The 25,412-nt window shown below is 26.1% G+C and carries 22 protein-coding genes; 15 read left to right on the top strand and 7 right to left on the bottom strand.

Features of this window, described 5'->3' with window-relative positions; genetic code table 11:
* Window positions 1–8 precede the first annotated feature (8 nt).
* Window positions 9–1,577, bottom strand: a complete 1,569-nt coding sequence (locus RGC78_RS09995; protein ID WP_252231114.1) for an ABC transporter substrate-binding protein — start codon at window positions 1,575–1,577, stop codon at window positions 9–11.
* Between the two features lie 522 nt (window positions 1,578–2,099).
* Between RGC78_RS09995 and RGC78_RS09990 the strand changes: the two genes are divergently transcribed.
* The 9 genes from RGC78_RS09990 to RGC78_RS09950 all read left to right on the top strand — a co-directional run bounded on the left by RGC78_RS09990 (window position 2,100) and on the right by RGC78_RS09950 (window position 9,973).
* Window positions 2,100–2,282, top strand: coding sequence for a hypothetical protein (locus RGC78_RS09990; RefSeq protein ID WP_252212301.1), 183 nt, complete (start codon window positions 2,100–2,102; stop codon window positions 2,280–2,282).
* A gap of 179 nt (window positions 2,283–2,461) precedes the next feature.
* Window positions 2,462–3,022 (top strand): hypothetical protein, encoded by a 561-nt coding sequence (locus tag RGC78_RS09985; RefSeq protein WP_252212300.1) that lies wholly within the window; start codon window positions 2,462–2,464, stop codon window positions 3,020–3,022.
* A gap of 291 nt (window positions 3,023–3,313) precedes the next feature.
* Entirely contained in the window at window positions 3,314–3,928 is a 615-nt protein-coding gene (locus tag RGC78_RS09980) for a superoxide dismutase (RefSeq protein WP_252212299.1), read from the top strand.
* 201 nt (window positions 3,929–4,129) lie between these two features.
* Complete coding sequence (locus RGC78_RS09975) at window positions 4,130–5,155, top strand: hypothetical protein (RefSeq protein ID WP_252224318.1); 1,026 nt, start codon at window positions 4,130–4,132, stop codon at window positions 5,153–5,155.
* A 15-nt stretch (window positions 5,156–5,170) separates the two neighbouring features.
* Window positions 5,171–6,058: an ABC transporter ATP-binding protein gene (locus RGC78_RS09970; protein WP_252212297.1), complete on the top strand. Its 888-nt coding sequence runs from the start codon at window positions 5,171–5,173 to the stop codon at window positions 6,056–6,058.
* Window positions 6,059–6,063: 5 nt separating this feature from the next.
* Window positions 6,064–6,837: an ABC transporter permease gene (locus RGC78_RS09965; protein ID WP_252212296.1), complete on the top strand. Its 774-nt coding sequence runs from the start codon at window positions 6,064–6,066 to the stop codon at window positions 6,835–6,837.
* A gap of 95 nt (window positions 6,838–6,932) precedes the next feature.
* Window positions 6,933–7,646, top strand: a complete 714-nt coding sequence (locus RGC78_RS09960) for a response regulator transcription factor (RefSeq protein ID WP_252212295.1) — start codon at window positions 6,933–6,935, stop codon at window positions 7,644–7,646.
* A 1-nt stretch (window position 7,647) separates the two neighbouring features.
* Window positions 7,648–9,051 carry a sensor histidine kinase gene (locus tag RGC78_RS09955; RefSeq protein ID WP_252212294.1) on the top strand — a complete coding sequence of 468 codons (1,404 nt, stop codon included), beginning with the start codon at window positions 7,648–7,650 and terminating at the stop codon, window positions 9,049–9,051.
* 103 nt (window positions 9,052–9,154) lie between these two features.
* Window positions 9,155–9,973: a TraX family protein gene (locus RGC78_RS09950; protein ID WP_252212293.1), complete on the top strand. Its 819-nt coding sequence runs from the start codon at window positions 9,155–9,157 to the stop codon at window positions 9,971–9,973.
* A 62-nt stretch (window positions 9,974–10,035) separates the two neighbouring features.
* Here the strand turns inward: RGC78_RS09950 and RGC78_RS09945 are convergent, their stop codons facing one another.
* The 3 genes from RGC78_RS09945 to RGC78_RS09935 all read right to left on the bottom strand — a co-directional run bounded on the left by RGC78_RS09945 (window position 10,036) and on the right by RGC78_RS09935 (window position 14,492).
* The gene (locus RGC78_RS09945) at window positions 10,036–11,733 is read right to left on the bottom strand and encodes a methyl-accepting chemotaxis protein (protein WP_309556558.1); all 1,698 of its coding nucleotides are present in this window, start codon (window positions 11,731–11,733) and stop codon (window positions 10,036–10,038) included.
* A 283-nt stretch (window positions 11,734–12,016) separates the two neighbouring features.
* Window positions 12,017–14,167, bottom strand: coding sequence for a ferrous iron transport protein B (gene feoB, locus RGC78_RS09940; RefSeq protein ID WP_309556557.1), 2,151 nt, complete (start codon window positions 14,165–14,167; stop codon window positions 12,017–12,019).
* A 73-nt stretch (window positions 14,168–14,240) separates the two neighbouring features.
* Entirely contained in the window at window positions 14,241–14,492 is a 252-nt protein-coding gene (locus RGC78_RS09935) for a FeoA family protein (RefSeq protein WP_252212290.1), read from the bottom strand.
* Between the two features lie 152 nt (window positions 14,493–14,644).
* On the opposite strand from RGC78_RS09935, the gene RGC78_RS09930 reads away from it, so the two are divergent.
* The 3 genes from RGC78_RS09930 to RGC78_RS09920 all read left to right on the top strand — a co-directional run bounded on the left by RGC78_RS09930 (window position 14,645) and on the right by RGC78_RS09920 (window position 16,204).
* Complete coding sequence (locus RGC78_RS09930) at window positions 14,645–15,124, top strand: metal-dependent transcriptional regulator (protein ID WP_252212289.1); 480 nt, start codon at window positions 14,645–14,647, stop codon at window positions 15,122–15,124.
* Between the two features lie 291 nt (window positions 15,125–15,415).
* On the top strand, window positions 15,416–15,682 hold the full coding sequence (locus RGC78_RS09925) for a hypothetical protein (RefSeq protein ID WP_309556556.1): 267 nt from the start codon (window positions 15,416–15,418) through the stop codon (window positions 15,680–15,682).
* A gap of 132 nt (window positions 15,683–15,814) precedes the next feature.
* Window positions 15,815–16,204 (top strand): zinc-ribbon domain-containing protein, encoded by a 390-nt coding sequence (locus tag RGC78_RS09920; protein ID WP_309556555.1) that lies wholly within the window; start codon window positions 15,815–15,817, stop codon window positions 16,202–16,204.
* Between the two features lie 222 nt (window positions 16,205–16,426).
* Here RGC78_RS09920 and RGC78_RS09915 read toward each other — a convergent pair whose 3' ends face one another.
* Together RGC78_RS09915 and RGC78_RS09910 are read right to left on the bottom strand one after the other, a co-directional pair.
* Complete coding sequence (locus RGC78_RS09915) at window positions 16,427–18,139, bottom strand: S8 family peptidase (RefSeq protein ID WP_252212286.1); 1,713 nt, start codon at window positions 18,137–18,139, stop codon at window positions 16,427–16,429.
* Window positions 18,136–19,992 (bottom strand): S8 family peptidase, encoded by a 1,857-nt coding sequence (locus RGC78_RS09910; RefSeq protein ID WP_286673933.1) that lies wholly within the window; start codon window positions 19,990–19,992, stop codon window positions 18,136–18,138. Before RGC78_RS09910 ends, RGC78_RS09915 begins: the two co-directional genes overlap by 4 nt.
* 232 nt (window positions 19,993–20,224) lie before the next feature.
* Here RGC78_RS09910 and fliB point away from each other — a divergent pair, with 232 nt between their 5' ends.
* Window positions 20,225–21,379, top strand: a complete 1,155-nt coding sequence (fliB, locus tag RGC78_RS09905) for a flagellin lysine-N-methylase (protein WP_252212285.1) — start codon at window positions 20,225–20,227, stop codon at window positions 21,377–21,379.
* Window positions 21,380–22,055: 676 nt separating this feature from the next.
* Window positions 22,056–23,702: a family 14 glycosylhydrolase gene (locus tag RGC78_RS09900; protein ID WP_252212284.1), complete on the top strand. Its 1,647-nt coding sequence runs from the start codon at window positions 22,056–22,058 to the stop codon at window positions 23,700–23,702.
* 81 nt (window positions 23,703–23,783) lie between these two features.
* Here RGC78_RS09900 and RGC78_RS09895 read toward each other — a convergent pair whose 3' ends face one another.
* Window positions 23,784–24,440 (bottom strand): DUF5105 domain-containing protein, encoded by a 657-nt coding sequence (locus RGC78_RS09895; protein WP_252212283.1) that lies wholly within the window; start codon window positions 24,438–24,440, stop codon window positions 23,784–23,786.
* Between the two features lie 318 nt (window positions 24,441–24,758).
* On the opposite strand from RGC78_RS09895, the gene RGC78_RS09890 reads away from it, so the two are divergent.
* Window positions 24,759–25,379 (top strand): DUF488 domain-containing protein, encoded by a 621-nt coding sequence (locus RGC78_RS09890; protein ID WP_252212282.1) that lies wholly within the window; start codon window positions 24,759–24,761, stop codon window positions 25,377–25,379.
* The last annotated feature ends 33 nt before the right edge of the window (window positions 25,380–25,412 follow it).

Raw genomic sequence — 25,412 nt, 5'->3', positions numbered from 1 at the left:
TTTAGATTTTATTCTTTATCTACGTTTTTAAAGAAAATAGAACCCGTTGGATGAACACTAAAGTTTTTAACATTAGGTTTGGAAGCAGCCATTTGTTTAGCATAAGATATTGGAACCCAAGGCGCTTGTTTAGCAAGTAAATCTTGAAGTTCACCATAAACAGCATTTCTTGCATCACCATTTGGTGTTTGTTTACCTTTCAATAAAAGAGCATCTACCTCAGGATTATTAAACCTGGCAACATTTAAACTACCAGCAATCTCTTTACTATCAAGTAAAGAGAAGAAATTATCAGCATCACCGTTATCGCCATTCCATCCATAGAATACGATATCGCCTTCACCTTGTTGAGTTTTATCTTTATATTCAGTCCATTGATATACATCTATAGTAGAAGTAACACCAATCTTATTAAAGTAATTTTGAATTGCTTCAGCAAGTTTTTGTCCTCCAACAGAATTATATGGTCTTGGATTTGAATAAGTAATCATGTGTATGTTTAAATCAGATAATCCAAGTTCAGCAATGATTTCTTTAGCTTTTTCAGGATTGTATTCATATGCAGCTACATTTTCTTTAAATCCAGGTATAAAACTAGGTATCTCTGTTTTTGCTGGATCTGCATATCCTTGATATAAATATTGAACTAATTCATTGCGATCAATAGCATATGATAAAGCTTCTCTTAATTTTACATTATTAAAAGGTGATCTTTCACAATTGAATGCCATATAATTGATATTCATGCCAGGTTTGCTGAATATGGTCATATTCTTTTCTTTTAATTTATCAACATCATTTGGATCTAAACCATCCATAGCATCAATAGCACCTGTCATAAGTTCACTGGCTCTTACAGAGTTTTCTTTAGTAATTTTTAATACTACTTTATCCAATTTTGATTTTTCGCCCCAATAATCAGTATTTTTTTCTATGGTAATTTTTTCTCCTTTTTCCCAAGAAACAAACTTAAATGGACCAGTACCAACAGGCTTCTCATTCAAATTTCCATTACTTTCATCTAGAGCTTTAGGACTTACAATTGGAGCTGCAAGTGACATAGCTAAATTAGATATAAAAGGAGTGTTTGGTGATTCAAGAATAAATTTAACTGTATTTTCATCAATTGCTTCAACTGTTTTAACACCAGCAAAAGTGAATGATGCATAAGGCATATCATCAGTTCTATTTGGAGGTAATTGACGAACTACTGATTTAACAACAGCTTCTGAATTAAAATCAGTACCATCATGGAATTTAACTCCTTTTCTTAGATGAAAGGTATACTTAGTACCATCCTCACTAATATCCCAGCTTTCAGCTAAGCATGGCTGGATATTAGTATTATCATCACCATAAGCAACTAGACCTTCATAGATATTACACATTACTTTAGCAGATTCCCCATCATCAACAAAAGCAGGATCAAGACCCCTTGGATCAGCTCCTTGTGCAAAGATAAATGTTTTTTCTCCACTAGAATTTCCTGAGTTATTAGCAGTTTGTCCACCACAACCTACAAGAAAAGTAGTAGAAAGTATCGCTGTCAAAATAAGCGATAATGCTTTCTGTTTCATAAAATATCCCCCTTAATAATTGAAATCTTTTTTAATATATAAAAAGAAAAAATATAGTTTTATGTATAAACATACGAAATGATATTCTTTCTTTTTTTAATAACAAAATAATATTTATTTAAAAATATAATAATTTAGATAATATTTCCATTTATTAATTTAAATTATTATATCATAAATTTGTAATTAAATGCAACAAATAAAAATAAATTAATATTATTAAAGGTGTTTAATTAAAAAATACATAATTAAAAATTAATTTTATTAATAAAATATTAAAACATATAAAACGAAATATGATAGAAATTTATAAACTTAGAGAAGATTTTTATATTTATAATAAAAAATATAAGTTTTATTATAAAATGTAGAAGAAAGTTATTTTTTATAAAAATTCATTGTATAGTAATTATTATTCATTAAGATTTTTAATTTAAGTATTTAATACTATAAAATTTGAATTTACTATAAAATTTATATAAAATATAAGATATAAATTAAAAATAAGGGAGAAAGAGTAGTATGTTTACAAGGGATGAACTTTTAGTAATTGAAGATGCATTAAAGATAGCTGATGAGGAGTACATAAAATTACTTGATAAAAATAAAAATAATAAGAATATGATGGTATCTTATAATAGAAAACAGAAAAAACTATGGCTTGTTCAAAATAAGTTAAAAAAGCTTTTGCAAGATATTAAATAATATTAATTATTGATATTTTTAAATTGAAAAATATCTAATAAAAAAAATGTATAAAAAAGTAGATATATTTAAAATATATCTGCTTTTTTTTCTAAAATAATAAATTTTATATACAACTATATAAATAAGTATATTATGGTATATAATGAAATTAACAAGAGATTTAAGGGGTTGAAAATATGGGCGAAAAAATGAAAACGTATAAAGAAAATTTTAAAAAGGTAGATTTATCCGAAGAATTTTATGATGCAAGATTACAAGTAAAAGAACTATATGAAAATTCCTTGAAGTTACATGAATATATTGAAGAAGAATATATTTCTTCAGAAAATATGTTTACAGTAAATAATATTTCTAGTGGTATTGAAATAAGTGAATACGGAATTACAGGTTGGAGTGAAATAAGCTGGAGTAAAGATATAATGAATGAGATTAATAGTATTATTAAAAAGTTATTATCGATTAAGATGAAATTAAAGAGTGAAACTTCTTTTAATCAAAAAGAAAACGTTTTGATAAGGTTTAGTAATAATATTATAGATGAATTTTGCAACAATCAAAAGGCTTTCAAAGCATTGAATGAAAAATTAAAATTATGTTTTGAGTGTGATATAAGTAATTTAGATGGATTAATTTTTGATTTAAATAAAATGAGCAAGGTAGTATCCAAAGAGAGTTTAGAGATATTTGAAAAGTATAATTATATTGTTGATAAACTAAAATTATTATGTCTAATATAAGTAAATTTTTATGAATAAATATGTGTGGAGATGGGGAATGCTGGTATTTTATTTAAATGATTTTTGTGAATTTCAATATATTAGCAAGATATTAATAATTAATATTTAATGAAATCAATTATTTTATAATAGGCTATTTCAATTAAAACGTATTTGTGGTATAATTATGCAAAAGAATCGTAGCAATTTATCATACAAATATAAGCCGGTTTATTTTTATTATAAAAGTAACATTAATTAGAGATACTATTAATATAGAAATAAAATATTTTAATTTAAGGAGAGATACGTATGTTTAATAAAATTGAATTACCATATAATTATGATGCTTTAGAACCGTATATAGATAAGGAGACAGTAGATATACATTATAATAAACATCTTCAAACTTATGTAAATAATTTAAATAATATTTTAAAAGGTCATGAAGAATTTGCAAATGGAAAATCACTAGGGAAAATATTATCTGATGTAAATTCTATACCTGAAGAAATTAGACAAGGAGTTATAAATCAAGGTGGTGGAGTATTTAATCATAATTTATATTTTGCTATTCTTTCTCCAACACCTAAAAAAGCTCCAGAAGGAAAGTTATTAGATGAGATAAATAAGACCTTTGGAAATTTAGAAAATTTAAAAAATGAAATAAGTAATGCAGCAATAGGACAATTTGGATCTGGATATGGCTTTTTAGTTAAAGATGCAAATGGAAAATTATCTGTAACAAATGTACTAAATCAAAATAATCCTATTAGTAATGGTCTTATTCCTATATTGTGTATAGATGTCTGGGAACATGCATATTATTTAAAATACAAAAATCTAAGAGCTGATTATGTTAAAAATATTTGGAACATAATTGATTGGGCTAAAGTAGAAGGATTATATCTGAACTATTCAATCTAATAAATTTTGATGCCCGTTAAATACCTATATAAGGTGTTTAACGGGCATTTTTTATGCGTTCATTTTTAAGTCATACTTTAAAATACCAACATAATTTAAATTAATTAAGCTTTATTTAAGGTTAATAATATTTTTATATAAGATTCAGATACTAATATATAGACATAGCGAAAGAGAACAAATGAAATATGGAGGATAAAAATGATAGGATGGGAATTTAAAAAATTAATTAAATCTAAAGGTATGATAATTTCATTAGCAGTTTTAACTTTTACGTTGCTAATTGTATCCTTTATTGATCCAGCATTAGAAACTAAAAATTCTTATATAGATGCTGAAAAAGGATACATTGAAGATAGTAGAGAAAAGTCTGAAATAGCAAATGAAAAATTTAATATGAAAGTATCAGTTTTGGAAGAATTAAGTAAGCAAGAAAATAATGAAGATAAATTTTCTAAAACAATAGCTTCAATATCAAAACAAAAAATAAGTAATTTGAAAAGCTCAAAATATGAAGAGGTAGGATTTTGGCAAGTGTTTAACTACAGGGCAACTAATCCACTTATAAATATATCAATGCTTGTAATTATAATGATAATTATATCTAACCTTTATACCGATGAAATAATATCTTCAGTAAAAGATATTATACTTTCATCAAAGCAAAAGAAGAAAGCATTAAATTCTAAAATAATAATAGCACTTTTAATACCAATAGCAGTTTATAGTGTTTATTTATTAGGAATATTTGTTATAACTTATATTCAGCAAGGAGCACCTATTAATGGAGAATTAGAAGCATTTAGAATAGTTGATAATATAACAATACTAAATGGGAATCCAACTATAATTTCGTACATATTAAGCAACATTAAAATAGCATTTTTAATGTTTGAGGGCTGGGCTATGGCATCAATGTTATTTTCATTTATAAGCATGTCATCTATAAGTTCAATAAGCATGTTTGGAGTATTTATTGTATTAAGTAAAGTAGTATCAACTTTAAAGTTTATGCCAGCAATTATACTTTCAGTATTCTCATATGGTAATTACTATGATTTAATATTTAATTTTAACAGTTTGATTGGAAGTTATATGGGAAGTGTTAATTTATTAGGAAATGAAATTGGAGTTATAAGTTTAGTAAAAATTATTTTAGTAGTACTTTTTATAATTTCAACTATATTGTGCTTTGTAATAAGCAGAACAAAATATATCAATAGATAATTGGAGGAATTAATAATGAATAAATTAGAAATAAAAGATTTAACAAAAATATATGGTAGAAAAAGAGCAAATGATGGTATTACAATTACATTAGAAAATGGTGTTTATGGATTATTGGGACCAAATGGAGCAGGAAAAACAACTTTAATGAAACAAATAACTACACTTATAAGACCAGACAAAGGTGAAATCTTATATAATGGTGAAGATATATTTAAGATAGATGATAAATATAGAGATGTTATAGGATATCTTCCACAAGAATTTGGAGTATATAAGAATTTTACTGCAAAACAATTTTTACAATATGTTGGTGCATTAAAAGGAATGAGTGGTAGACGTTTGAATTCTAAAGTTGATGAATTATTAGAATTAGTTGGTCTTTATGATGTTAGAAATAAAGCAATAGGAAAGTTTTCAGGTGGAATGAAAAGAAGAGTTGGTATAGCACAAGTTTTACTAAATGATCCTAAGATAATAGTTTTAGATGAACCAACAGCAGGACTTGATCCGCAAGAAAGAACAAGATTTAGAAATCTAATAGCTAAAATATCAAGAGATAAGATAATAATACTTTCAACTCATATAATATCAGATATAGAATCAGTAGCAAAAGAAACTATAATGATAAAAAAAGGAAAGCTTCTTATGAAAGGAACTCATAAAGAAATATTATCTGATATGACTAACAGGGTTTACAACATAAGTGTTAATGATGAAAGTGAAATTAATAGAATTCAAGATAAATACAAGGTTGTAAGTATTCAAAGTGATATTAATTCAACTATATTAAGAGTAGTTTCAGATACAATGCCAAAGGAAATAAACGTAGAGCCCACATCAGCAAGATTTGAAGATGTATATATGTTTTACTTTGATTTAGAAAATGCAAAAGAGGTGTAATTAATATGATGAATTTAATAAAAGCAGAATTAAGAAAAATATTAAGTAAGAAGAGTCTTCTAGTGCTTTGGGCGTTACTTTTAGGGTTTGGATTTATTTTAATTAGAGATTTTGGAATGTCAGAAACTTATGCAGATATATTTTATAAAATAGAAGGTTCAATCCCACTTATAGGCTTAGTTATGTTTATAGCAATCTCAGGAAATTATACTAAAGAGTATGAATCTAATATGGTAGGATTAATAAACACCACCAAAAATGGAAAAAAATACATAACAGTAGCAAAAGCAATATCAGCTGGAATAGCACTATCATTAATTAATGTTTCATTTACCTTACTTGTTGGATTAAGAGGATTTGCGCTTGAAGGATTTAAAAGTTTAAATGATCCTATTAAAAATCTATGGTATTTTGGAAATAGTGAATCAGAAATTACAGTATTACAAATGTATATAATTGTTGTGTTATCTGTTACTTTAGGTTCATTTTTATTTGCACAAATAGGATTAACTTTATCATCAGCATTTAAGTCAGCAGCAATACCATTTATATTAGGTGGCGCAGTTATGGGAATTCCATTTTTCACTCAAGGACTTGTTTCAAAATCACTACTTAACTTTATAGCATTAACACCAAATTGGGTTATGATGAGTCAATTAATGGTTAGACATCAAATACCAGTTATGTATAGAGGTTTAGCAGTAGTAATATCAATAGTATTAATATTTGTACTACCTTTAATTGCATATAAGAATTTTACAAATAGTAAACGACTTTAATTATAAATTCCTTTTATTATATCTACTATTAATGTAAAATTAAATTATGAAAATTTTGTCGAAGAATAAAAACAAATGAAAGAGAGGACAATGTTATGAATAATAGGGTATTAATAGTAGATGATGAGATTGAAATTTTGAAATTGTTAGAAACAGTGTTGAAGAAAGAAGGATTTAATAATATATATACAGCGAAAACTTTAAAGGAAGGTTTAGCAGAGTTTAAAAGAGTAAAACCAGAATTAGTTATATTAGATATAATGTTGCCTGATGGTGATGGATATGAAATATGCAAAGATATAAGAAGTACATCTAATGTTCCCATATTATTCTTATCCGCTAAAACAGAAGAATTAGATAAAATATTAGGTTTTGCAATAGGCGGAGATGATTATATAACTAAACCATTTAGTCCTAAGGAAGTTGCTTTTAGAGTAAAAGCTCATTTAAGAAGAGCCAGTTATGTTAATGAAAATTCAAATGAGCTTAATAATGAAGAAAAAATAATAAAATTTGGACCGTATGTTTTAAATGAGAGCAGAGCAGAACTAATGAAAAATGATAAAGTAATAGAATTAACAGCTAAGGAGCTTAAAATATTATCTTTATTAGCACACAATCAAAATCAAATAATAAGTAAAGAAAAACTATGGGATAAGGTATGGGGAGAAGACTACTTTGGATTTGATAATACAATAATGGTTCATATACGAAAATTAAGAGAAAAAATAGAAGATGACTCATCTAATCCTAAATATATTCTTACAGTTAGGGGACTTGGGTATAAATTATCTGTAAAGGAAGATTAGAATGAAGACAAAATGGAAAATAACGGGGAACTTCATAGCTACTATTGTTGCAGTTGTCATATTAGTAGTTATAATGAATATCTTAACTATATTTAGCTGGTATACTTTAGATGTTAATATTAACTATAAAAACAATGATTCAAAAGATCCTGAGAGTTTTGCAAGAGACTTTTCAGAGTATATGTATGAAGATAATGGAGAATTAAAGATAACAGAAGAAGGAATTATATTATTAGAAAAGTCTGGGGCTTGGATACAGGTTTTAAATGATTATGGAGAAGAGATATCTAATATAAATAGGCCACAGGATGTTCCTAAAAATTATACGCCTTTTGATATGGTTCATAATTATAAGTATAAAATAGGTCCATTTGTAAATTTTTTATTAGAAAAGGATTTAAGTAATGCTCATGTAAATATAATTCTTGCATTACCAACTACATATGCAGATAGAATAACACTAAATTATTCTATGGATACAGCAATAAATCAAGTAAAGATAATAATAATTTTAACACTTATTGTAGATGCAATAATAGCTTTAATATTTGGATATTTATTTAGTAGAAAATTAACTAAACCTATGGGAGAAATAATAAATAATGTAGATGTGTTAGCAAAAGGTAACTATGAAATATGTACTAAAGAAAAAGGAATTTATAAAGATGTTTTTGCAAATATAAATGATTTAGCAAGTGCATTAAGGCAAAATGAAATAGAAAGAAAAGAATTAGATTCAATGAGAGAAGAGTGGCTGGCTAACATTACGCATGATATAAAGACTCCATTAGCTTCTATTCAAGGATATGCTGAAATTATTAGTGATAAAGAATATGAATTTTCAAGAGAAGAAATTCAAGATTATACAGAAATAATATATAGTAAATCTAAGTATATAAAAGAGCTTGTGGATGAACTTAATTTATCTACAAGGTTAAAGAATAATGCTTTAACTTTAAATAAGCAAAATACTAATTTGGTGTCTTTAGTTAGAAACATAATAATTGATATATTAAATGACAGTAGATATGAAAATAGAGACATAGAATTTAATAGTAATATAGATGTTATTGAAAAGGAAGTAGATATTATACTTTTAAAAAGGGCATTAACTAATTTGATTTTCAATGCAATAGTTCATAATAAAGAAGATGTTTCAATAAAGATAGAACTAAAAAAAGTAGATAGAATAACAATCTTAATAAAAGATAATGGCAATGGAATAAGCACAAAAGATTTAAATCATATTTTTGATAGATATTATAGAGGAACTAATACAGGAGAACATCATAAGGGGTCAGGACTCGGAATGGCTATATCAAAAGAAATAATAAATAATCATGGTGGAGACATTAAAATTAATAGCAAATTAGGATATGGAACTGAAATTACAATAGTGTTATAAATTTATAATTATAAAAACAAGTGATAAATTAACATTTTAAATAGTAAATTGCAAGAATATCTTGTATTATACTGTAAATTAAAAAAGATTAGGAGAATTATTTATGGAAGATATAAAAAAAGGAATTGATGGATTTACTATCAAAATATTGGCACTTATATTAATGACATTTGATCATATAGGAGAATTTATGCCTTATTCAATGAATATTCCTGTATGGTTTCATTGGCTAGGTAGAATAGTAGCACCACTATTTATATTTATGGTTGTAGAAGGATTTTATCATACTCATGATAGAAAAAAATATATTGGAAGATTATATATTTGGTCTGTCATTATGATACTAGGAAATACTCTTATTCAAAAGATTATGCCACATCCCAGTGAAATTGCTATAATGAATAACATATTTGCAACAATGTTTTTAATTACAATATTTTTGCAAGGAATAGAATTTATAAAAAGATATAGAGTGGAAAAAGAATCTAAATTTATGTTTTATGGTTTAGCATTAATTATTGGGCCACTACTAATAGGCATAATAATTTTATTGACTTTTGATTTTTTACCTATGATTTTAATGCGAATAGCTATGATTTTTGTACCTACACCATTTTTAGTAGAAGGTGGAATTGCTTGGATAGTTTTAGGAATAATATTATATTCATGTAGAGGCAAAAAGGTGGCTTTAAGTATCTTATATACAGTATTCACTGCATTTATATTTGTATCCGGAGCTAATGGAGATTATAGTTTAAGCAATAGCTTTTTAATTAATTATCAATGGATCATGATAGGAGCATTACCACTTATGTTATTATATAATGGTCAAAAGGGTAAAGGAATGAAATACTTATTTTATGTATATTATCCCGTACATGTTTATCTATTATATATATTAGGAATTTTATTAATAAAATAAAGTATAAAAAAGATATATCAAATTTGTTATTAATAACATTTTAATATATCTTTTTTATATATTTAGATTTTAAAATTACTAACAGTTTCAATTAATCTATTAGTATTAGTGGTAACATCTTTAACTGTTTTAACTACAGTGTCTGAATTATCAGAAATGATATGCATATTTTCAGTAATACTATTTGTACCACTAGCTAATTCTGTACTAGACGCACTTATATCATCCATTGATTTAACTACCTCATTCATAGAAATAGTTATTTTATTAGATATATTACTAAAATCCGTTGTAATATTATTAATTTTTATTGCATCTTCACTGTATTGTTCACCAGTTTTAACAATCATCTCATAATCGTTTATAACATTGGTGTTTATAAATTTTAGTATTTCTTTTGAAGTATTAGCTAAGTTTTCTACTGCATTTATAATTACATCATTAATATTTTTAATTTCTGATGCTGTACTTTTTGAGTCTTCAGCAAGTTTCCGTATTTCTTCAGCTACTACTGAAAAACCTTTTCCAGCTTCTCCAGCACGTGCAGCTTCAATGGCTGCATTTAAGGCTAAAAGATTAGTTTGAGAAGTTATTTGTAGAATAGATTCTGATAATACATTAATCTTTTCGACTTCTTTAGATTTTTCAATAGCATCTAAGACCTTTTGCTGAGTTTGTATATTAATCTTTTCAGCTATTTCTTTAGACGATATAGCTATCATTTTTAGTTTATTTGCTCTTTCTTTGATTAATAATGAATCACTAGCTTCATCTTTAGCTTTTATCGCAATTGATTCAATATTTGAATTAATTTCAGTAACAACAGCATTAATTTCTTCTGTAGAAGCTGAAGTTTCTTCAATGCCACTAGCTAGTTGTTCTGTAGTTGCATAAACATCTTCTATTAAAGTAGATAAAGTGTTAATATCTGAATTGGTTTCTTTTACTTTAATTTCAACGTTATTAGATTCTTCCATAATGATCTTTATTATATTCCTAAAAGAATTTTGCATTAAATTAAAATTTTTAGCTAATTCACCAATTTCATCATTACTAACAAAATCAATGTTTTGAGTTAAATCTCCACTGTTATTAGCCATTAATTTTAATTTAGCTAATATCTTATTTATTGGATTAACAATATTTTTAGTTATATATATAGATGAAAATACTATTATAACTATTAAAATAATAACTGCAACTGCTATCAATATTAATGTTTGTTGAATTGACTTTTGTATATTTTTAATTGATACTTGTACATTGTTATATGAAGTGTCTTTAAATTTATCAACTTTATTATTTATAGATTCAGCAGTTGTATCAAAACTTTCCATATAGTTATTTCCTTCATTAGGACCACCAGTAATATATGCACTAGCCATTACCTTGCCTACTTCATAATATGGTTTAAAGTCTTTCTTTATCTCTTCAATTTCTTGTATATTATTAGAATTTAGTTTTTTAAGATCATCTATAAGTAACTCAATATTTTTAGCATACTTCTCAGCTTCGTCAAATCCATCATCAAAACCTTCAGCAGCTCTTGTAGCACTTATATCAGTAAGCCATTGCTGAACTTGTACTACATTAAGTTTTAATTCATCTGCTTTTAATGCTGTAGTAAAATAAGTAGATTCCATTTCATTAACTAAACTTAAGTTACTTTTTATTTGAGTAAATTCAATAAACATAAAACTTAAGAAAAATATTGAAATTAAAAAAATTGGTATTAATATTTTTGTTTTTATACTTTTCATTGAAAATCCTTCCTCTCTTTTGTTTTTTGTAGTTTTATTTACCAAATTATAAAATACATACTATTATATCATATTTATAATTAATCAAATAAAATATTTGTATGAAAATGTTAACATGTGTAAGAAAATGATTATATATGTTATCAAGACACATAGTAATATAAAATATTTAGTAAAGTTTAAAGTATATTTTTATATTAAACCTTAAACAAAAAGAAAGTGATATTATAAGGATTATCACTTTCTTTTTGTTTATAGAATTAATAGTTTATATTTGTTTATTCTAAGCAAGCCCGAGAATTCTAACTATTGATGTAACTATAAAACATATAGTAATTCCAGTAATAGTTGGAACTAAAAATGAAATAGCTGTCCATTTTAAACTTTGAGTTTCTTTCTTTATTGTTAAACATGTGGTACTACAAGGCCAATGCATTAAAGAAAAAAGCATTACACATACGGCAGTAAGCCAAGTCCACCCATTTTCAACAAGCAAGCTATGAAGCTGTGCTGTACTACTTAATTCTAACATGCTTCCTGCAGCCATATAACTCATAATGATTATTGGAATTACAATTTCATTGGCAGGAAATCCTAATATAAAAGCCATAAGTATATATCCATCCAATCCTATAAGATGAGCAAATGGATTAAGAAAATTAGCACAGTGAGTTAATATACTAAGTCCATTAACATTTAAGTTCGCCATTAACCATATAACCAAACCAGCTGGCGCTGCAACAACTATAGCTCTTCCAAGAACGAATAAGGTTCTATCAAAAATTGATCTAACTATGATCTTACCAACTTGTGGTTTACGATAAGGAGGTAATTCTAAAGTAAATGAAGAAGGAATTCCCTTCAAAATAGTTTTTGATAATATTTTAGAAATTGTAAGTGTCATAAATACCCCTAAAAGTATTACACAAGTTAAGATTAGAGTAGATGCTATTGATTGAAATGGTCCTACAAACATACCAGCAAAAAACATTGTAATAATAGCAATTAAAGTAGGAAATCGTCCATTGCAAGGTACAAAGTTATTTGTAATAATAGCAATTAATCGTTCTCTTGGAGAATCTATTATTCTACAACCAATTATGCCTGCTGCATTACAACCAAATCCCATACACATTGTAAGAGCTTGTTTTCCACAAGCACATGATTTTTTAAAGAAATTATCTAAATTATAAGCAATCCTAGGTAAGTAGCCTAAGTCTTCAAGCAAAGTAAAGAGTGGAAAAAATATTGCCATAGGAGGTAACATTACAGAAACAACCCAAGCAAGAGTTCTGTATACGCCTTGAATTAATACACCCTCTAACCACACAGGAGCCCCTAAAGAAAATAGGAATGCTGAAAGTTTATCTTGAATCCAAAATAATCCAGTAGCTAGAATTTCAGATGGAACATTAGCTCCAGTTATGGTTATCCAAAATATTACTGCTAAAAGTAATATCATTATAGGAATACCAAATTTTTTAGAAGTTAAAACTTTATCTATTTTCCTATCAAAATCATTATATTTTTCAAGGCTAAAAGCTACTACATCTTTACTTACTTTTTCAGCAATACATACTAATGTTGTTACAATTTCATCTCTAAGCATATTTTCATCTAATCCATTAATTTTTAAATATTCTTTAGCATTATAAATAGCCTTCGCAATACTAGTATCATCTAGTAATTTAAATCCAATATAATTATCTATTGAAGACAATAATGTTAAATCACCCTCTAATAGCTTTAAAGAAAGCCACCTAGTATTTAGTTTAGATTTTAATTTATCTGGAAATACTTTTTCAATTAATAATATAGCATCTTCTATAAATGAACTATATTTAATACTTATAATGTTTTTCTCTACACTATTAAAAGATAAATTATAAATTTCATCTTTTAATTCTTGCAGTCCTTTGCCAATGTTTGCACTTGTGCCTACTACTGGAACACCTAATAAAGACGAAAGCTTTTCTAAATTTATCACTATACCTTTTCGTTTAGCTTCATTCATTAAATTAACACAAACTAAAACATTTTCAGTTATCTCAAGTGTTTGCAATACTAGATTTAAGTTTCTTTCAAGGCATGTAGCATCAACAATAATCACAGTAGCATCAGGATTTCCAAAGCATATAAAATCTCTAGCAACTTCTTCTTCAACTGAATTAGCCATAAGAGAATATGTGCCTGGAATATCAACTAAGGTGAATTCTTTTTTCTTATGAGTGTATTTGCCTGTAGCATTAGTTACTGTTTTACCAGGCCAGTTACCTGTATGCTGATTTAATCCAGTTAAATTATTAAAAACTGTACTCTTTCCAACATTAGGATTACCAGCAAGTGCAATTACTTTATCATCTTTAGAGGTTCTAATAATGTTTAAATCTTTATCTAAAGCATTAGTGCCAGTAGACTGGTTAGTTAATCCCATTAAAAAGCTCCTTTATACATTACTTAAAATTTTATTTATAAAATTAATGGATTAGACATAAATAAGCTTAATATTAAAGTGTTTCCACTAAAATTTTAGAAGCATCTTCAGATCTAATAGCTATAACAGCTCCTCTTATTAAATATGCAATAGGATCTCCAGATGGACTTTGTCCTAAAGATTCAACTTCTGTACCCGTTATTAATCCAAGATCTAAAAATCTTCGTCTAATTACTCCATCAGCATCCAATTTGCTTACTTTACATTTATTCCCTAAGGGTAGTTTGTTAAGTGAAATTGTATTACTTAAAGAATTATCATTCATAATTTGTATATCTCCTTTTATATAATGTTTTTAGTTTAGAGAAAGAGTGTTTCTTAAGGCTAAAAATCTTTCTCTAAACTAAGATATGAGAAATAATTCTAAAGTGACACACATAAAGTAAAAATATATAAATAAATATTGGTGGTGATAAAATGAAAGAAAATTTTCATACAGTAAGGGGATATGAAAATATAAATTCAACTAGAAAATTACTTACACCTGCTATGGAAGATTACTTAGAAATGATATATAGATGCAGTCTTGAAGAAAGTTCAATTAGATTAAATAAGATTGCACAAATGTTAAATGTAAGGGATTCATCAGCATCTAAAATGATGAAAAAACTAGGAGATTTAGCACTTATAAATTATGAAAAGTATGGAGTAATTGAACTTACTGAAAATGGTATAACTTTGGGCAAATATCTTTTAGATAGACATATAATAATAGAAAAATTTTTAAAATATCTAGGTGGAAAAGATGAAGTACTTATAGAAACTGAATTAATAGAACACGTGATAAGCAGCGAAACTGTAGAAAATATAAAGATGCTGAATATGTTTTTTGAGGATAATAAAGATGTACTAGACAAATATAATAAATTTAAAAAGTGTAATAAAAATTATAAATAATTAATTAATAATTCAAATAATGAATATAATAAAAAATGTATTTAATATTAAATCAATAGTTTCTAAAAGTAGTAACTCAAATAAACCTAATATTGTGTATATTCCATAATTATTTGTAAACTATTCTATTTTTAATATAAATCAATGAAAATATATACACTAAGTTCTTGATTTTGATATTATATAAATAGGGTTATTTATATAATACTTAGGAAGAGATGATAATGAAAGTTGATAAACCATCTATTATAGGTGGGGGTATTAGTTATTTGTATATCATTTTTTGGTGCTATGATTTTATTTAAAGTACAATATAAATTTGTAAATTCTAAAAACTTTAATTTAAAAAATATTTTTGTTAATGGTTGGAAAGAAAAAAGTGGCTATATGTATTATTATGAAAATGGTCAAAACATACTAGGATGGTTTGAATATAATGATGAATGGTATTATTTGGGGGATGATGGGAAAATGAGAACTGGCTGGGTTAAAGATCAAGCTAATTGGTATTACCTAAATGAAGACGGAACAATGGCTTCAAATATTACTATTGATTGATATTATTTAAATGAAAGTGGAATGTTAATTGATTCACCTAATAATACAAAATAGATAAAAAATTATAATAAATTTGTTAAATAAGTTTTAAAGAAATAACTAGTATACATTCAAATGAAGGGTGTGAAAAACATGTTTTTTATAGGTGTGTTCGGTATAGAAAATAAAGATAAGGAAATAAAAAAACTAGAAAATATAAGTTGTGAAAAGTGTAACAAAAATGTTACTGCAACATTAATTAAGAACTTTGAATTTTTTCATTTTTTCTTTATTCCTCTTTTTAAATGGAATGAAAGTTATTATTTAGTATGCGATAATTGCAATACTATTTATGATATTTCAAAAGAAAAAGGTAAGGCTATTGAAAGAAATGAAGATATATCAATAACTTATTGGGATTTGCAAAAGAGTAGAAATCAAGGCACTAAAAACAACTATGAAACAGAGAAATGCCCGTATTGCAATGGATATTTAGAAAAAAAATTTAAATATTGTCCTTATTGCGGAAGAAAAATTGAGTAACGCTATAAAATTAATATCATATTATATTACTCCTAGCTTATATTAAAAAAAATATAAAATAAATAAGATTTTATAGAAACGTATAATGATATAGTAGCAGAAAGTACCTAGAAATAATTTAAATCTATTTCTAGGTACTTCTTACTATGAATTAGTTAATAATTTAAAAGACCTTAATTAATAATACCATTTATTGTTAATTACACAATCTTAAGTTATATATTATGTCATATTTTGAAACATAGTTACTATGTTTAAAATTCCATATCCCCACTGAGGGTTAGGATAAATATCACCAATTCTTTTAGTAGTACCTCTTGCAAGAAAAGTTTTTATACTTTGAGAATACATATAAGGATAATTACCATTAATAATTCCCCATTCAAACAGCATAGCGCAAGTTCCAGCTAATATAGCAGCTGATACACTTGTCCCGTTAACAATTGCAGTTTGATTATTTGGTGCTACAGTTAAAGCATTTACTCCACCAGCAACAACATCTATTTTATTTTGAAAATTTTCCATAAATGCTACACCGGAATAATCTACCATATTATTATTATTTTGATTGTAAGCAGCAGCAGTAATTAAATATTCAGAAGTTCCTGGATTGGTAATGGTTCCATAAGGATCAGCCCAACTAAATCCTGTATCTTTATGTTTAATACCTTCTTGAGGCATCCACGCATTAACTTTTCCATCTAAAATATAGTTTCCAATTAATCTAAGTTTCCATAGTCCTGGTTGTATGTTATAAAATCTAATACGTATTAATTCATCACCAGTGAATTCTTCTGGCAAATAGTAATTAACTTTTATTGACGTTTTTTCAAATATAAATGTATAAAGTTCAGTAGAATTAATCAAAGGAGGCATTGTACCTGTATTTTCTCCAGATGGGGAAACTATATCTAAAGAAACTACATTTGGAGACTCTGTCCAAATCTCAACCCAAAGATTTTTTTCTTCAGGGGATACATCCATTTCAATTGCTTTTATATAGTTAGTATAAGACAATACATTACTAGTATGATTTTTTTTGTTTCTCTCGTTTCCAGTTCCCGTAACAACTGCAATCCCACTATTGGATGATAGTGTTTCTAAATATTTTTCTAAAATATCATTTCCAGTATGACTTCCTAAGTTACTTCCAAGAGGAAGATATATAACTATTGGTTTAGAAACACGTAAAGAATATTTATATAAAAATTCTAAGGCTGCAAAGATAGAAGTTATATTAAATACAGGTATATTTACATTAAATTGTTCTTTAAATGAATAATCCTCTACTAATTTTACCACTACAAAATCAGACGATGGTACTACACCTTTTAGATTTGGATTTTTACCAGTTCCTCCAATTAGTCCAGCCATATTTGTACCATGACCTATATCATCTTTTGTTGGTACTATTTCATATGGTGATTTTCCATTTATAGATGCTTTAATAGCTTCATCTATTTTATCTTTTAAATAAATGCTACCAAAAGGTATACGGTCACTATCAGTATCATTATTTATTGTTTGATCCCATATACACTCAATTCTTGTTTTTCCATTTGAATCCATAAATTCTTCACATAAATAATCAATTCCTGTATCTATAATACCGATATTAACACCTTTTCCTGTTAAATTTAAAGGTAAATCTATCTGTAAAAAATTAGCTTGAGAGGCTTCAAGTGGAGAAATAGATTGAAGTGTATACATTTCAGCAGGTTTTACATATACAATGGAAGGAAATTTTGACAGTATATCAGTTAGCTCTGTGTCTTTGGGTACAGATATTATTGCATATTTATCATTAATTAATAATACATAATAATTAGGTTCTTTAGAAATTTCGCCCATAATATCACCTTGATATTGAATAATATAATTATCATTATTTGTATCATTAAAAATATTTCTAGGAATATTAAATTGCCTTTTCATAGTTTACCTCCTATAATATCTTTTGGAATTCGTATAAACAAATCATCTACATAATATTCGATGAATTCATCATATGTATTAATAGAGTCCCTATATGATCTACGAACAAATGTATTAATAGAGTTTCTATATGATCCACCAATAAAATTAAAAATTCCTAATAAATCTAAATCACCATAACCAGTTTCTTCATTTGGAAATGTAAATATCTTATTTCTATATGCTCCATGCATTAAATAACTTCTAACTTTTTTTGAATATATAGCTGGATCATTTTTATTTATAATTGCCCATTCTAATAAAAGTGCACAAACACCAGCTACTATTGCAGTAGCTGCAGAACTTCCAGATAGCAAGGAAGTGCCACCAGAAACTTGAGTTGTTAAAATATTTATTCCTATAGTAGCAACATCAGGATTAATTGCATTATTTGTATTAAATCCTTTTCCTGAAGCAGCAATTAAAGCATTATCATTGCCGTAGTAAGATGTAGTAACAGTATTAAAAGCTGTACTTGGTATTGTTAATGTATTAAGAGGATTTGGTTCGAGAAATATTGTATTTTCTGGCAAAGTAATTTTAGGTTGAAGCCAAATATCAAATCTTCCATTAGTAATATACTCTCCTAATAATTCGAATTTCCATATTCCGGGTTTTATAGCATTAAAACTGATATCGATAACCTCATGACCTGTATAATATTCAGGAGTATAGTAGTCAATATTTACAGTAGTATTTACAAAAACAAAATTAAATTTTTGAGATTTACCTATTTTTGATTTAATTAATTTAGAGGATTCTCCAGTTGGAGAAATTATAGTTAAAGAAGCTCTATTAGGTTTTTGTACCCATATTTTAAATGAAAAATATTTAAGTTCTTTAGATATCTTTAATTCAACTGTTTTCACATCATTTACATTTTTAATATAACCAGATGTATGGCATTGAGAGTCGCCTTCATTTCCTACACCAGTCACTATAACTATACCTCTTATACTTGAAATAGACGATACATATCTAGAAATTAAATTCATACCATCATGGCTACCTTCAGTACTTCCAACACCTAAGTATATTACCATTGGCTTTTTTACTCGTAGAGCAAAATTTTTTAGATATTCTATTGCATATAAAACTTCTGATGCATTATAAACGGGAATAGGACTAATTCTATTTTCAACTAATGTTTTTTTAAAATTTGTTGATTCAAATAATTTTACAACAACAAAGTCACTATTTTCAGCTATTCCTTTAAATTTAGAATTATATCCTTTAGCACCAATAATTCCAGCAACTTTTGTTCCATGCCCAATTTCATCTTTTGAAGGAACAATTTTATATGGATCTTCATTATTTTTATAAGCATTAATTGCATTATTTATTTGCTCATTTGAATAACTTTCACCAATATATAAAGAATTATCAATATTGGACTTTTCTCTAATGCTTTGATCCCAAATATTAATAATTCTTGAAGTACCATCTTCTCTAATAAATTCTTCATTTAAATAATCTATACCTGTGTCAACTATTCCAACTAATACGTTTTTTCCAGTTAAATTTAAATACGGATTAATTTTAATAACATTTATATTATCAACAGAATTTGGAGAAATATCTTGCAATACAAACATAGCTCTAAAATCTACAAATATAATTTCAGATACATCTTTTAAAAGTCGAGGTAAATCAGAAGAATTTACTGCTATAACTCCAAGAGTTTCATTAATTATATCTCCACAGGCATATGAGATTTTATCTATTTTTTCTTTAAAATTGCCTCTATATTCGATTAAGTAGTTTTCTGGATTTGGATCAAAGTATAAATTACATTGACGTTTATCATTTATCATTCATATTTAACTCCTAAGAATTATTATTTATATTATTATATTGTAATAATAAGTGCTTAATGATATTAGATTTATAATTATAGCAAATAAAAAAGCTAAATTGCCTAAATGAAAGTATTGAGATTACCTTAAATAAAATATAAAATAATTATTTGTAAAACAACATATATGAATTTGATATATGCTATAATATAAATCGCTTAAAATTTCACGTAAAAGATTGGAGTTAATTATGAAAGTAAATACTTTTATACCTAAATATATATATGATTTTAAATGTATAGGTCCAAAGTGTACAGATACATGTTGTGCAGGATGGGATATAAATATAGATTTAGATACATATAATAAATACATTAACAGTGAAGGGAAACTTAAAGATTTAGTACAAGGAAAGTTTATTAAAGATAAAAATGAACATGATACTTTTAATCATGGATTTATGATACTTAAAGATAAAAGTACATGTCCTTTTTTAAATTCTAATATGCTTTGCGATATACATGGAGAAATTGGAGAAGAGAATCTTTGTATAACTTGCAAAAGATATCCTAGAGTGTTTAATATTGTAGATGGTGTATATGAAAAGAGTGGATTACCTTCATGTGAAGAAATATGTTTTAAAGCATTTTTAAATAAAGATAAAATGGAGTTTATTGAATCAGAAGAGGAGCTTGATGAAGATACCATAGAAATAAGACGAATTATTGATAGTGAATCATTCGATGGAACAGAAAGTCTTCTTCAATATTTTTGGGATATAAGAGTAATTTCTATAAATATTATGCAATTAAGAGATTTTTCTATAAATGAACGATTAAATATTCTTACTGAGTTTTATGAAAAAATACAAAAACTATACAATTCTAATAATTATGATGCTTTGGAAGAACTTTTAGAAGAGTTTAATGAAGAATCAATGAATTACTATTGTTTAAATGGAGTAGAACTGAGAGAAAACAATATATTTTTTACTATGTTAGCGGATGAAACACTTATAAATAATATAAGAAGTTTTAAACTTAAAAAGTGTGTAAATGAATATAAAAATGGTATTTTGAAAGTGAAGGATGTATCTGAATATTTAGAAGATCACAATAACATTTTTAATTTTATAAAAGAGTATAGTTATATTTTTGAAAATTATATGGTAAACCAGATTTTCAAAGATCTAATACCTTTTAATAAAGGACAGAATTTACTACAAAGCATTAATATATTAAAAAATAGTTATAGAATAATTAAAGCATACATAATTGGAATTTCTATAAATTCTAATAATAAAATAACAGAAAATGATATTATAAGAGTTATTCAAGCTTTGAGTAAAGATATAGAACATAACATGGTTTTTAAAGAACTGCTAGAAGGTAAAAACATCAATTAGCATTAAGGCGAACACTTTTTTTGTTCGCTATATTATCGGGTATCACAATTTCATATTTAGAATTTATATAATAAATGTCTTAGTATCTATAAATAATATTATTAGTACCTAGATATATAATATAAGCAAAAATGTTACTTTATATGAAGAGAGGGAAACTACTAGATACTTTTGCTTGAAAAACTTGTTAAAGATAGAGAATAAGGTATTAATCTATAAAATGAACATTAAATATAATTATCTCTTGAATTTTATTACATTTTTAGGTATCATTATATTATTCAATAAATTACCATAATAGGTATTAATTATATTTGTAATTAATTTATCTTTACATATTATAATGTCTTAAAATTAAAATAATCATTATAGTATATTTTTTTAATTATCAAAGCAAACGTTTGCATAAAGCTTAAACTTAATATTCTTAATTAATGCAAAATAATGTTAATATTTTATAATAAATAACATATTAATTAGCGTATTCTTTTAATAAAATAACCATTTAAATAAAGAAAATACTAATGATCTTGTTTTAATTATGAAACCAGTATATTTTTTAAAATTTACTCAATATAGCTTGTATCAATAGATAACTAGGGAAGGGGGTATAAATAATAAATAGTTTAAATACTGATTTTAAAGAGTTAAATAAAAATAAAGGGGGAAATAAAAAATGAAATTTATGAATAAAAAATTAAAAAAAATTTTAGGATTTGTATTAGTTTTAATGATAACGGTTACGTTAAATTTATCTTCTAATACTTGTATTTATGCATCATCTATTAACACAAATTACAAAGCTTATGTAATGGCTCCATTAGATAAGATAAATGATTGGGACAAGTTTAAAGAACAACTAATAACTCTTAAAAATAAGGGGATATACGCTCTTACCACAGATGTATGGTGGGGTGATGTTGAATGTCAAGGTGATAATCAATTTGACTGGAATTATTATAAAACATATGCAAATGTTGTTCGTGAATCAGGATTAAAATGGGTTCCTATTATATCTACGCATGAATGTGGTAGCAATGTAAATGATTCAGCATATAGACCGCTACCTTCATGGTTATGGACACAAGATACAGTTGATAATATGCAATTTAAAGATGAAATAGGACGTTGGGATAAAGAATCTCTTAGTCCTTGGTGGTCTGGAATTGAAAAGCAATATGATGAACTTTATGCTTCATTTGCATCAAACTTTAGTGACTATAAAGATATTATAACTAAAGTTTACCTTTCTGGTGGTCCTTCAGGTGAATTAAGATTTCCATCTTATAATATAGCATTAAACTGGAAGTATCCAGAACGTGGATATTTGCAATGCTATAGTGATGCAGCTGTATCAGATTTTCAAAATTCAATAAAAAATAAGTATACAACTATTTCTTCTGTTAATGATGCTTGGAATACAAATTTAACAAGTTTTGAAGAAATAACTCCTCCTACTGATGGAGATAACTTTTTTGAGAATGGTTATAAGACAACTTACGGAAAAGACTTTTTAAAATGGTATCAAGGAGTTCTTGAAAAACATTTGGATAAAATAGCTTCAATTGCACATGAAAACTTTGACCCAATTTTTAATGTTAGAATAGGAGCAAAAGTATCTGGTGTACATTGGCTTATTAATAGTCCAAGCATGCCACGTTCTACAGAGTATTGTGCAGGTTATTATAATTATAGCTCTTTGCTCGATGAATTTAAAGAATCAAATCTTGATTTAACTTTTACATGCCTTGAGATGAATGATTCAGATGCATATAAAGATCCATTTTATTCAGAACCAAAAAGCCTGATTATAAATGTTGCAAATTTAGCTAAAGAAAAAGGTATGAAAATCTTTGGAGAAAATGCATTAGATATTAAAGATAATAATCAATCATATGAAAATTGCGCTGAAATGTTATATAATTATAATTTTTCAGGATTTACTCTTTTAAGATTTGGAAATCTTTTTAATAATGATGGTACAGTAAAAGCTGAACTTGATTCTTTTGCAAATATTGTTGTAAAAAAACCTGTTCCTGTAACATTTACAGTAGATAATGTTAACTTAAGAAATGGAGAAAGTTTATATTTAACAGGAGATGGATGGGAAATGGCTGATTGGACTACTGGATTATATCCATCACAATTTGATTATAAAGATGGAAAAGCAGTAGTAACTGTAAATCTTGCTGAAGGTAATAATTATGAATTTAAAGCTATAAAGAAGGATAGCAATGGAAAAGTAATTTGGGAAAATGGAAGTAATCATTCTTATACTGTTCCAATAGGTGGAGGATCATATAATTTTAGTTGGAATAATTAAAAAAATAATAATTATTTAATGTTAAGGGGCTGTTGCAAAAATGCAGCAGCCCCAATTCATCCACTTAAATATTTTTTTATATTATCGAGTTACCATAGTTGCTAATTTATTTCCAAATGTAACAGGGTTATCAGGAACCCATACTTTTCTATTTTTATCATCAGTTACTTTTTTAAACGCAAATGTATTTTCTACAGTGTCTGATGATGGTTCTGCACCAGTACAGTTTTCTATTAACTTTGAAATATAAAGTTCAGATAATTTATTTAATGCTGTTTTTCTATCTGTAATATTCATATTTTGTACTTCAGTCATTGCATCATTAGCAGCTTTTTCATCAAGACCTACTATATCAACATGAGTTGTTTTTATTTTTACAACTGCAGTTTCAGCATCACTTGATACTGGTTCTATAGTACAAGTTGTTCTTTTTTGAGCATTTAATTGAGCTTCAAAAATATTATTTATGTTATCATCTGTAAATGATAAGCCAGCAGAATTTAGATTATTTTTAATTGCATCCTTAAATGTTTGTTCAAGTTGTGTGTTTAATGTGTTTGCTTCCTCATCATTAAGGCCTAGAGATGTTAGAGCACTTGTATCTCCATAAATTGTTAAGTGGTGAAATGCTTCAGCAAATTTTTCTGGTGTTTCAGTCTTTTTACCACATCCTGCTATCATAGTCACTAACATTAAAGTAGATAAAAGTACTGTAATAAGTTTTTTAAAATTTTTCATTATTAATCCCCCTATGTAATTAAATGATCTGTTAAGTTATATAAAAAATAAAGAGATCCTTTTATAATAGCTTAACAAATTCTACTTACTTATTATCGTACGCATATAACATAACTTTACTTTTTATATATATTTAATATATTTTAGTATAAAATGTTATGAGATATTAGTAATTAATATGAGTTATTGAGTAAAAAATAAGTGATGAATTTAATAAAAGCATTATAGAAAAAAGTATGTTGATAAGTTGAAAATGGTTATCGAGAAAAACTAAAAAATCATAAAAGTCAAATTGTTCAAAAATAAAGGAGGAATAATATGAAAATATACACAATAGGACATTCTAACTACTCTTTAGAAAGATTAATTTATATGCTAAAGCATTATGATATTGATACTGTTGTTGATATAAGAGGGATTCCATACTCTAAGTATAATGTTCAATTTAACAAAGAGACAATACAAAAAGCTTTAACACAAGCAGGATTTATATATATTTATATGGCAGAAGAATTCGCTGCTAATCGAAGTTTAAAAATATCTTATACTGGGGAAGGATATGCAGATTTCGAAAGAGTAGTTAATGAATCTTCTTTTCTCAAAGGTATAGATAGACTAAAGAATGGAATAAATAAAGGTTATAGAATAGTATTACTTGGAGCTATGCAAGACCCAATAAGATGCCACAGGAGTATACTTGTTGGAAGAGCTTTAAGAGATAAAGGATTTAATGTTAAACATATATTGGATGATCATTCTATAGGAACACAAGAAGATATAGAAAAAAATCTTTTGGATAAATACTTTAGCAATAGAGCTCAACTTACAATAGATAGTTTATTAGGAAATGAAGCTAGTGAGGAAGAAATAATAAGAGAGAGCTATAGGCTAGCTAATAAAGAAATTGGATTTAGAGTTGAGGGTATAAACCTTCTATAGTCACTTTATGTTTTCATAAAATATGGTGTGACA

Source organism: Clostridium aquiflavi (assembly GCF_031344075.1).
GTDB lineage: Bacteria > Bacillota > Clostridia > Clostridiales > Clostridiaceae > Clostridium > Clostridium aquiflavi.
This window is presented reverse-complemented; position numbering and strand designations above follow the sequence as displayed.

What these genes read in the sequence shown, in the direction of transcription:
- RGC78_RS09945 (WP_309556558.1), bottom strand. Translation starts at nt 11,733, where the DNA reads ATGAAAAGTATAAAAACAAAAATATTAATACCAATTTTTTTAATTTCA.
- RGC78_RS09980 (WP_252212299.1), top strand. Translation starts at nt 3,314, where the DNA reads ATGTTTAATAAAATTGAATTACCATATAATTATGATGCTTTAGAACCG.
- feoB (WP_309556557.1), bottom strand. Translation starts at nt 14,167, where the DNA reads ATGGGATTAACTAACCAGTCTACTGGCACTAATGCTTTAGATAAAGAT.
- RGC78_RS09960 (WP_252212295.1), top strand. Translation starts at nt 6,933, where the DNA reads ATGAATAATAGGGTATTAATAGTAGATGATGAGATTGAAATTTTGAAA.
- RGC78_RS09925 (WP_309556556.1), top strand. Translation starts at nt 15,416, where the DNA reads ATGATTTTATTTAAAGTACAATATAAATTTGTAAATTCTAAAAACTTT.
- RGC78_RS09955 (WP_252212294.1), top strand. Translation starts at nt 7,648, where the DNA reads ATGAAGACAAAATGGAAAATAACGGGGAACTTCATAGCTACTATTGTT.
- RGC78_RS09975 (WP_252224318.1), top strand. Translation starts at nt 4,130, where the DNA reads ATGATAGGATGGGAATTTAAAAAATTAATTAAATCTAAAGGTATGATA.
- RGC78_RS09895 (WP_252212283.1), bottom strand. Translation starts at nt 24,440, where the DNA reads ATGAAAAATTTTAAAAAACTTATTACAGTACTTTTATCTACTTTAATG.
- RGC78_RS09995 (WP_252231114.1), bottom strand. Translation starts at nt 1,577, where the DNA reads ATGAAACAGAAAGCATTATCGCTTATTTTGACAGCGATACTTTCTACT.
- RGC78_RS09950 (WP_252212293.1), top strand. Translation starts at nt 9,155, where the DNA reads ATGGAAGATATAAAAAAAGGAATTGATGGATTTACTATCAAAATATTG.
- RGC78_RS09965 (WP_252212296.1), top strand. Translation starts at nt 6,064, where the DNA reads ATGATGAATTTAATAAAAGCAGAATTAAGAAAAATATTAAGTAAGAAG.
- RGC78_RS09990 (WP_252212301.1), top strand. Translation starts at nt 2,100, where the DNA reads ATGTTTACAAGGGATGAACTTTTAGTAATTGAAGATGCATTAAAGATA.
- fliB (WP_252212285.1), top strand. Translation starts at nt 20,225, where the DNA reads ATGAAAGTAAATACTTTTATACCTAAATATATATATGATTTTAAATGT.
- RGC78_RS09900 (WP_252212284.1), top strand. Translation starts at nt 22,056, where the DNA reads ATGAAATTTATGAATAAAAAATTAAAAAAAATTTTAGGATTTGTATTA.
- RGC78_RS09930 (WP_252212289.1), top strand. Translation starts at nt 14,645, where the DNA reads ATGAAAGAAAATTTTCATACAGTAAGGGGATATGAAAATATAAATTCA.
- RGC78_RS09890 (WP_252212282.1), top strand. Translation starts at nt 24,759, where the DNA reads ATGAAAATATACACAATAGGACATTCTAACTACTCTTTAGAAAGATTA.
- RGC78_RS09970 (WP_252212297.1), top strand. Translation starts at nt 5,171, where the DNA reads ATGAATAAATTAGAAATAAAAGATTTAACAAAAATATATGGTAGAAAA.
- RGC78_RS09920 (WP_309556555.1), top strand. Translation starts at nt 15,815, where the DNA reads ATGTTTTTTATAGGTGTGTTCGGTATAGAAAATAAAGATAAGGAAATA.
- RGC78_RS09935 (WP_252212290.1), bottom strand. Translation starts at nt 14,492, where the DNA reads ATGAATGATAATTCTTTAAGTAATACAATTTCACTTAACAAACTACCC.
- RGC78_RS09910 (WP_286673933.1), bottom strand. Translation starts at nt 19,992, where the DNA reads ATGATAAATGATAAACGTCAATGTAATTTATACTTTGATCCAAATCCA.
- RGC78_RS09985 (WP_252212300.1), top strand. Translation starts at nt 2,462, where the DNA reads ATGGGCGAAAAAATGAAAACGTATAAAGAAAATTTTAAAAAGGTAGAT.
- RGC78_RS09915 (WP_252212286.1), bottom strand. Translation starts at nt 18,139, where the DNA reads ATGAAAAGGCAATTTAATATTCCTAGAAATATTTTTAATGATACAAAT.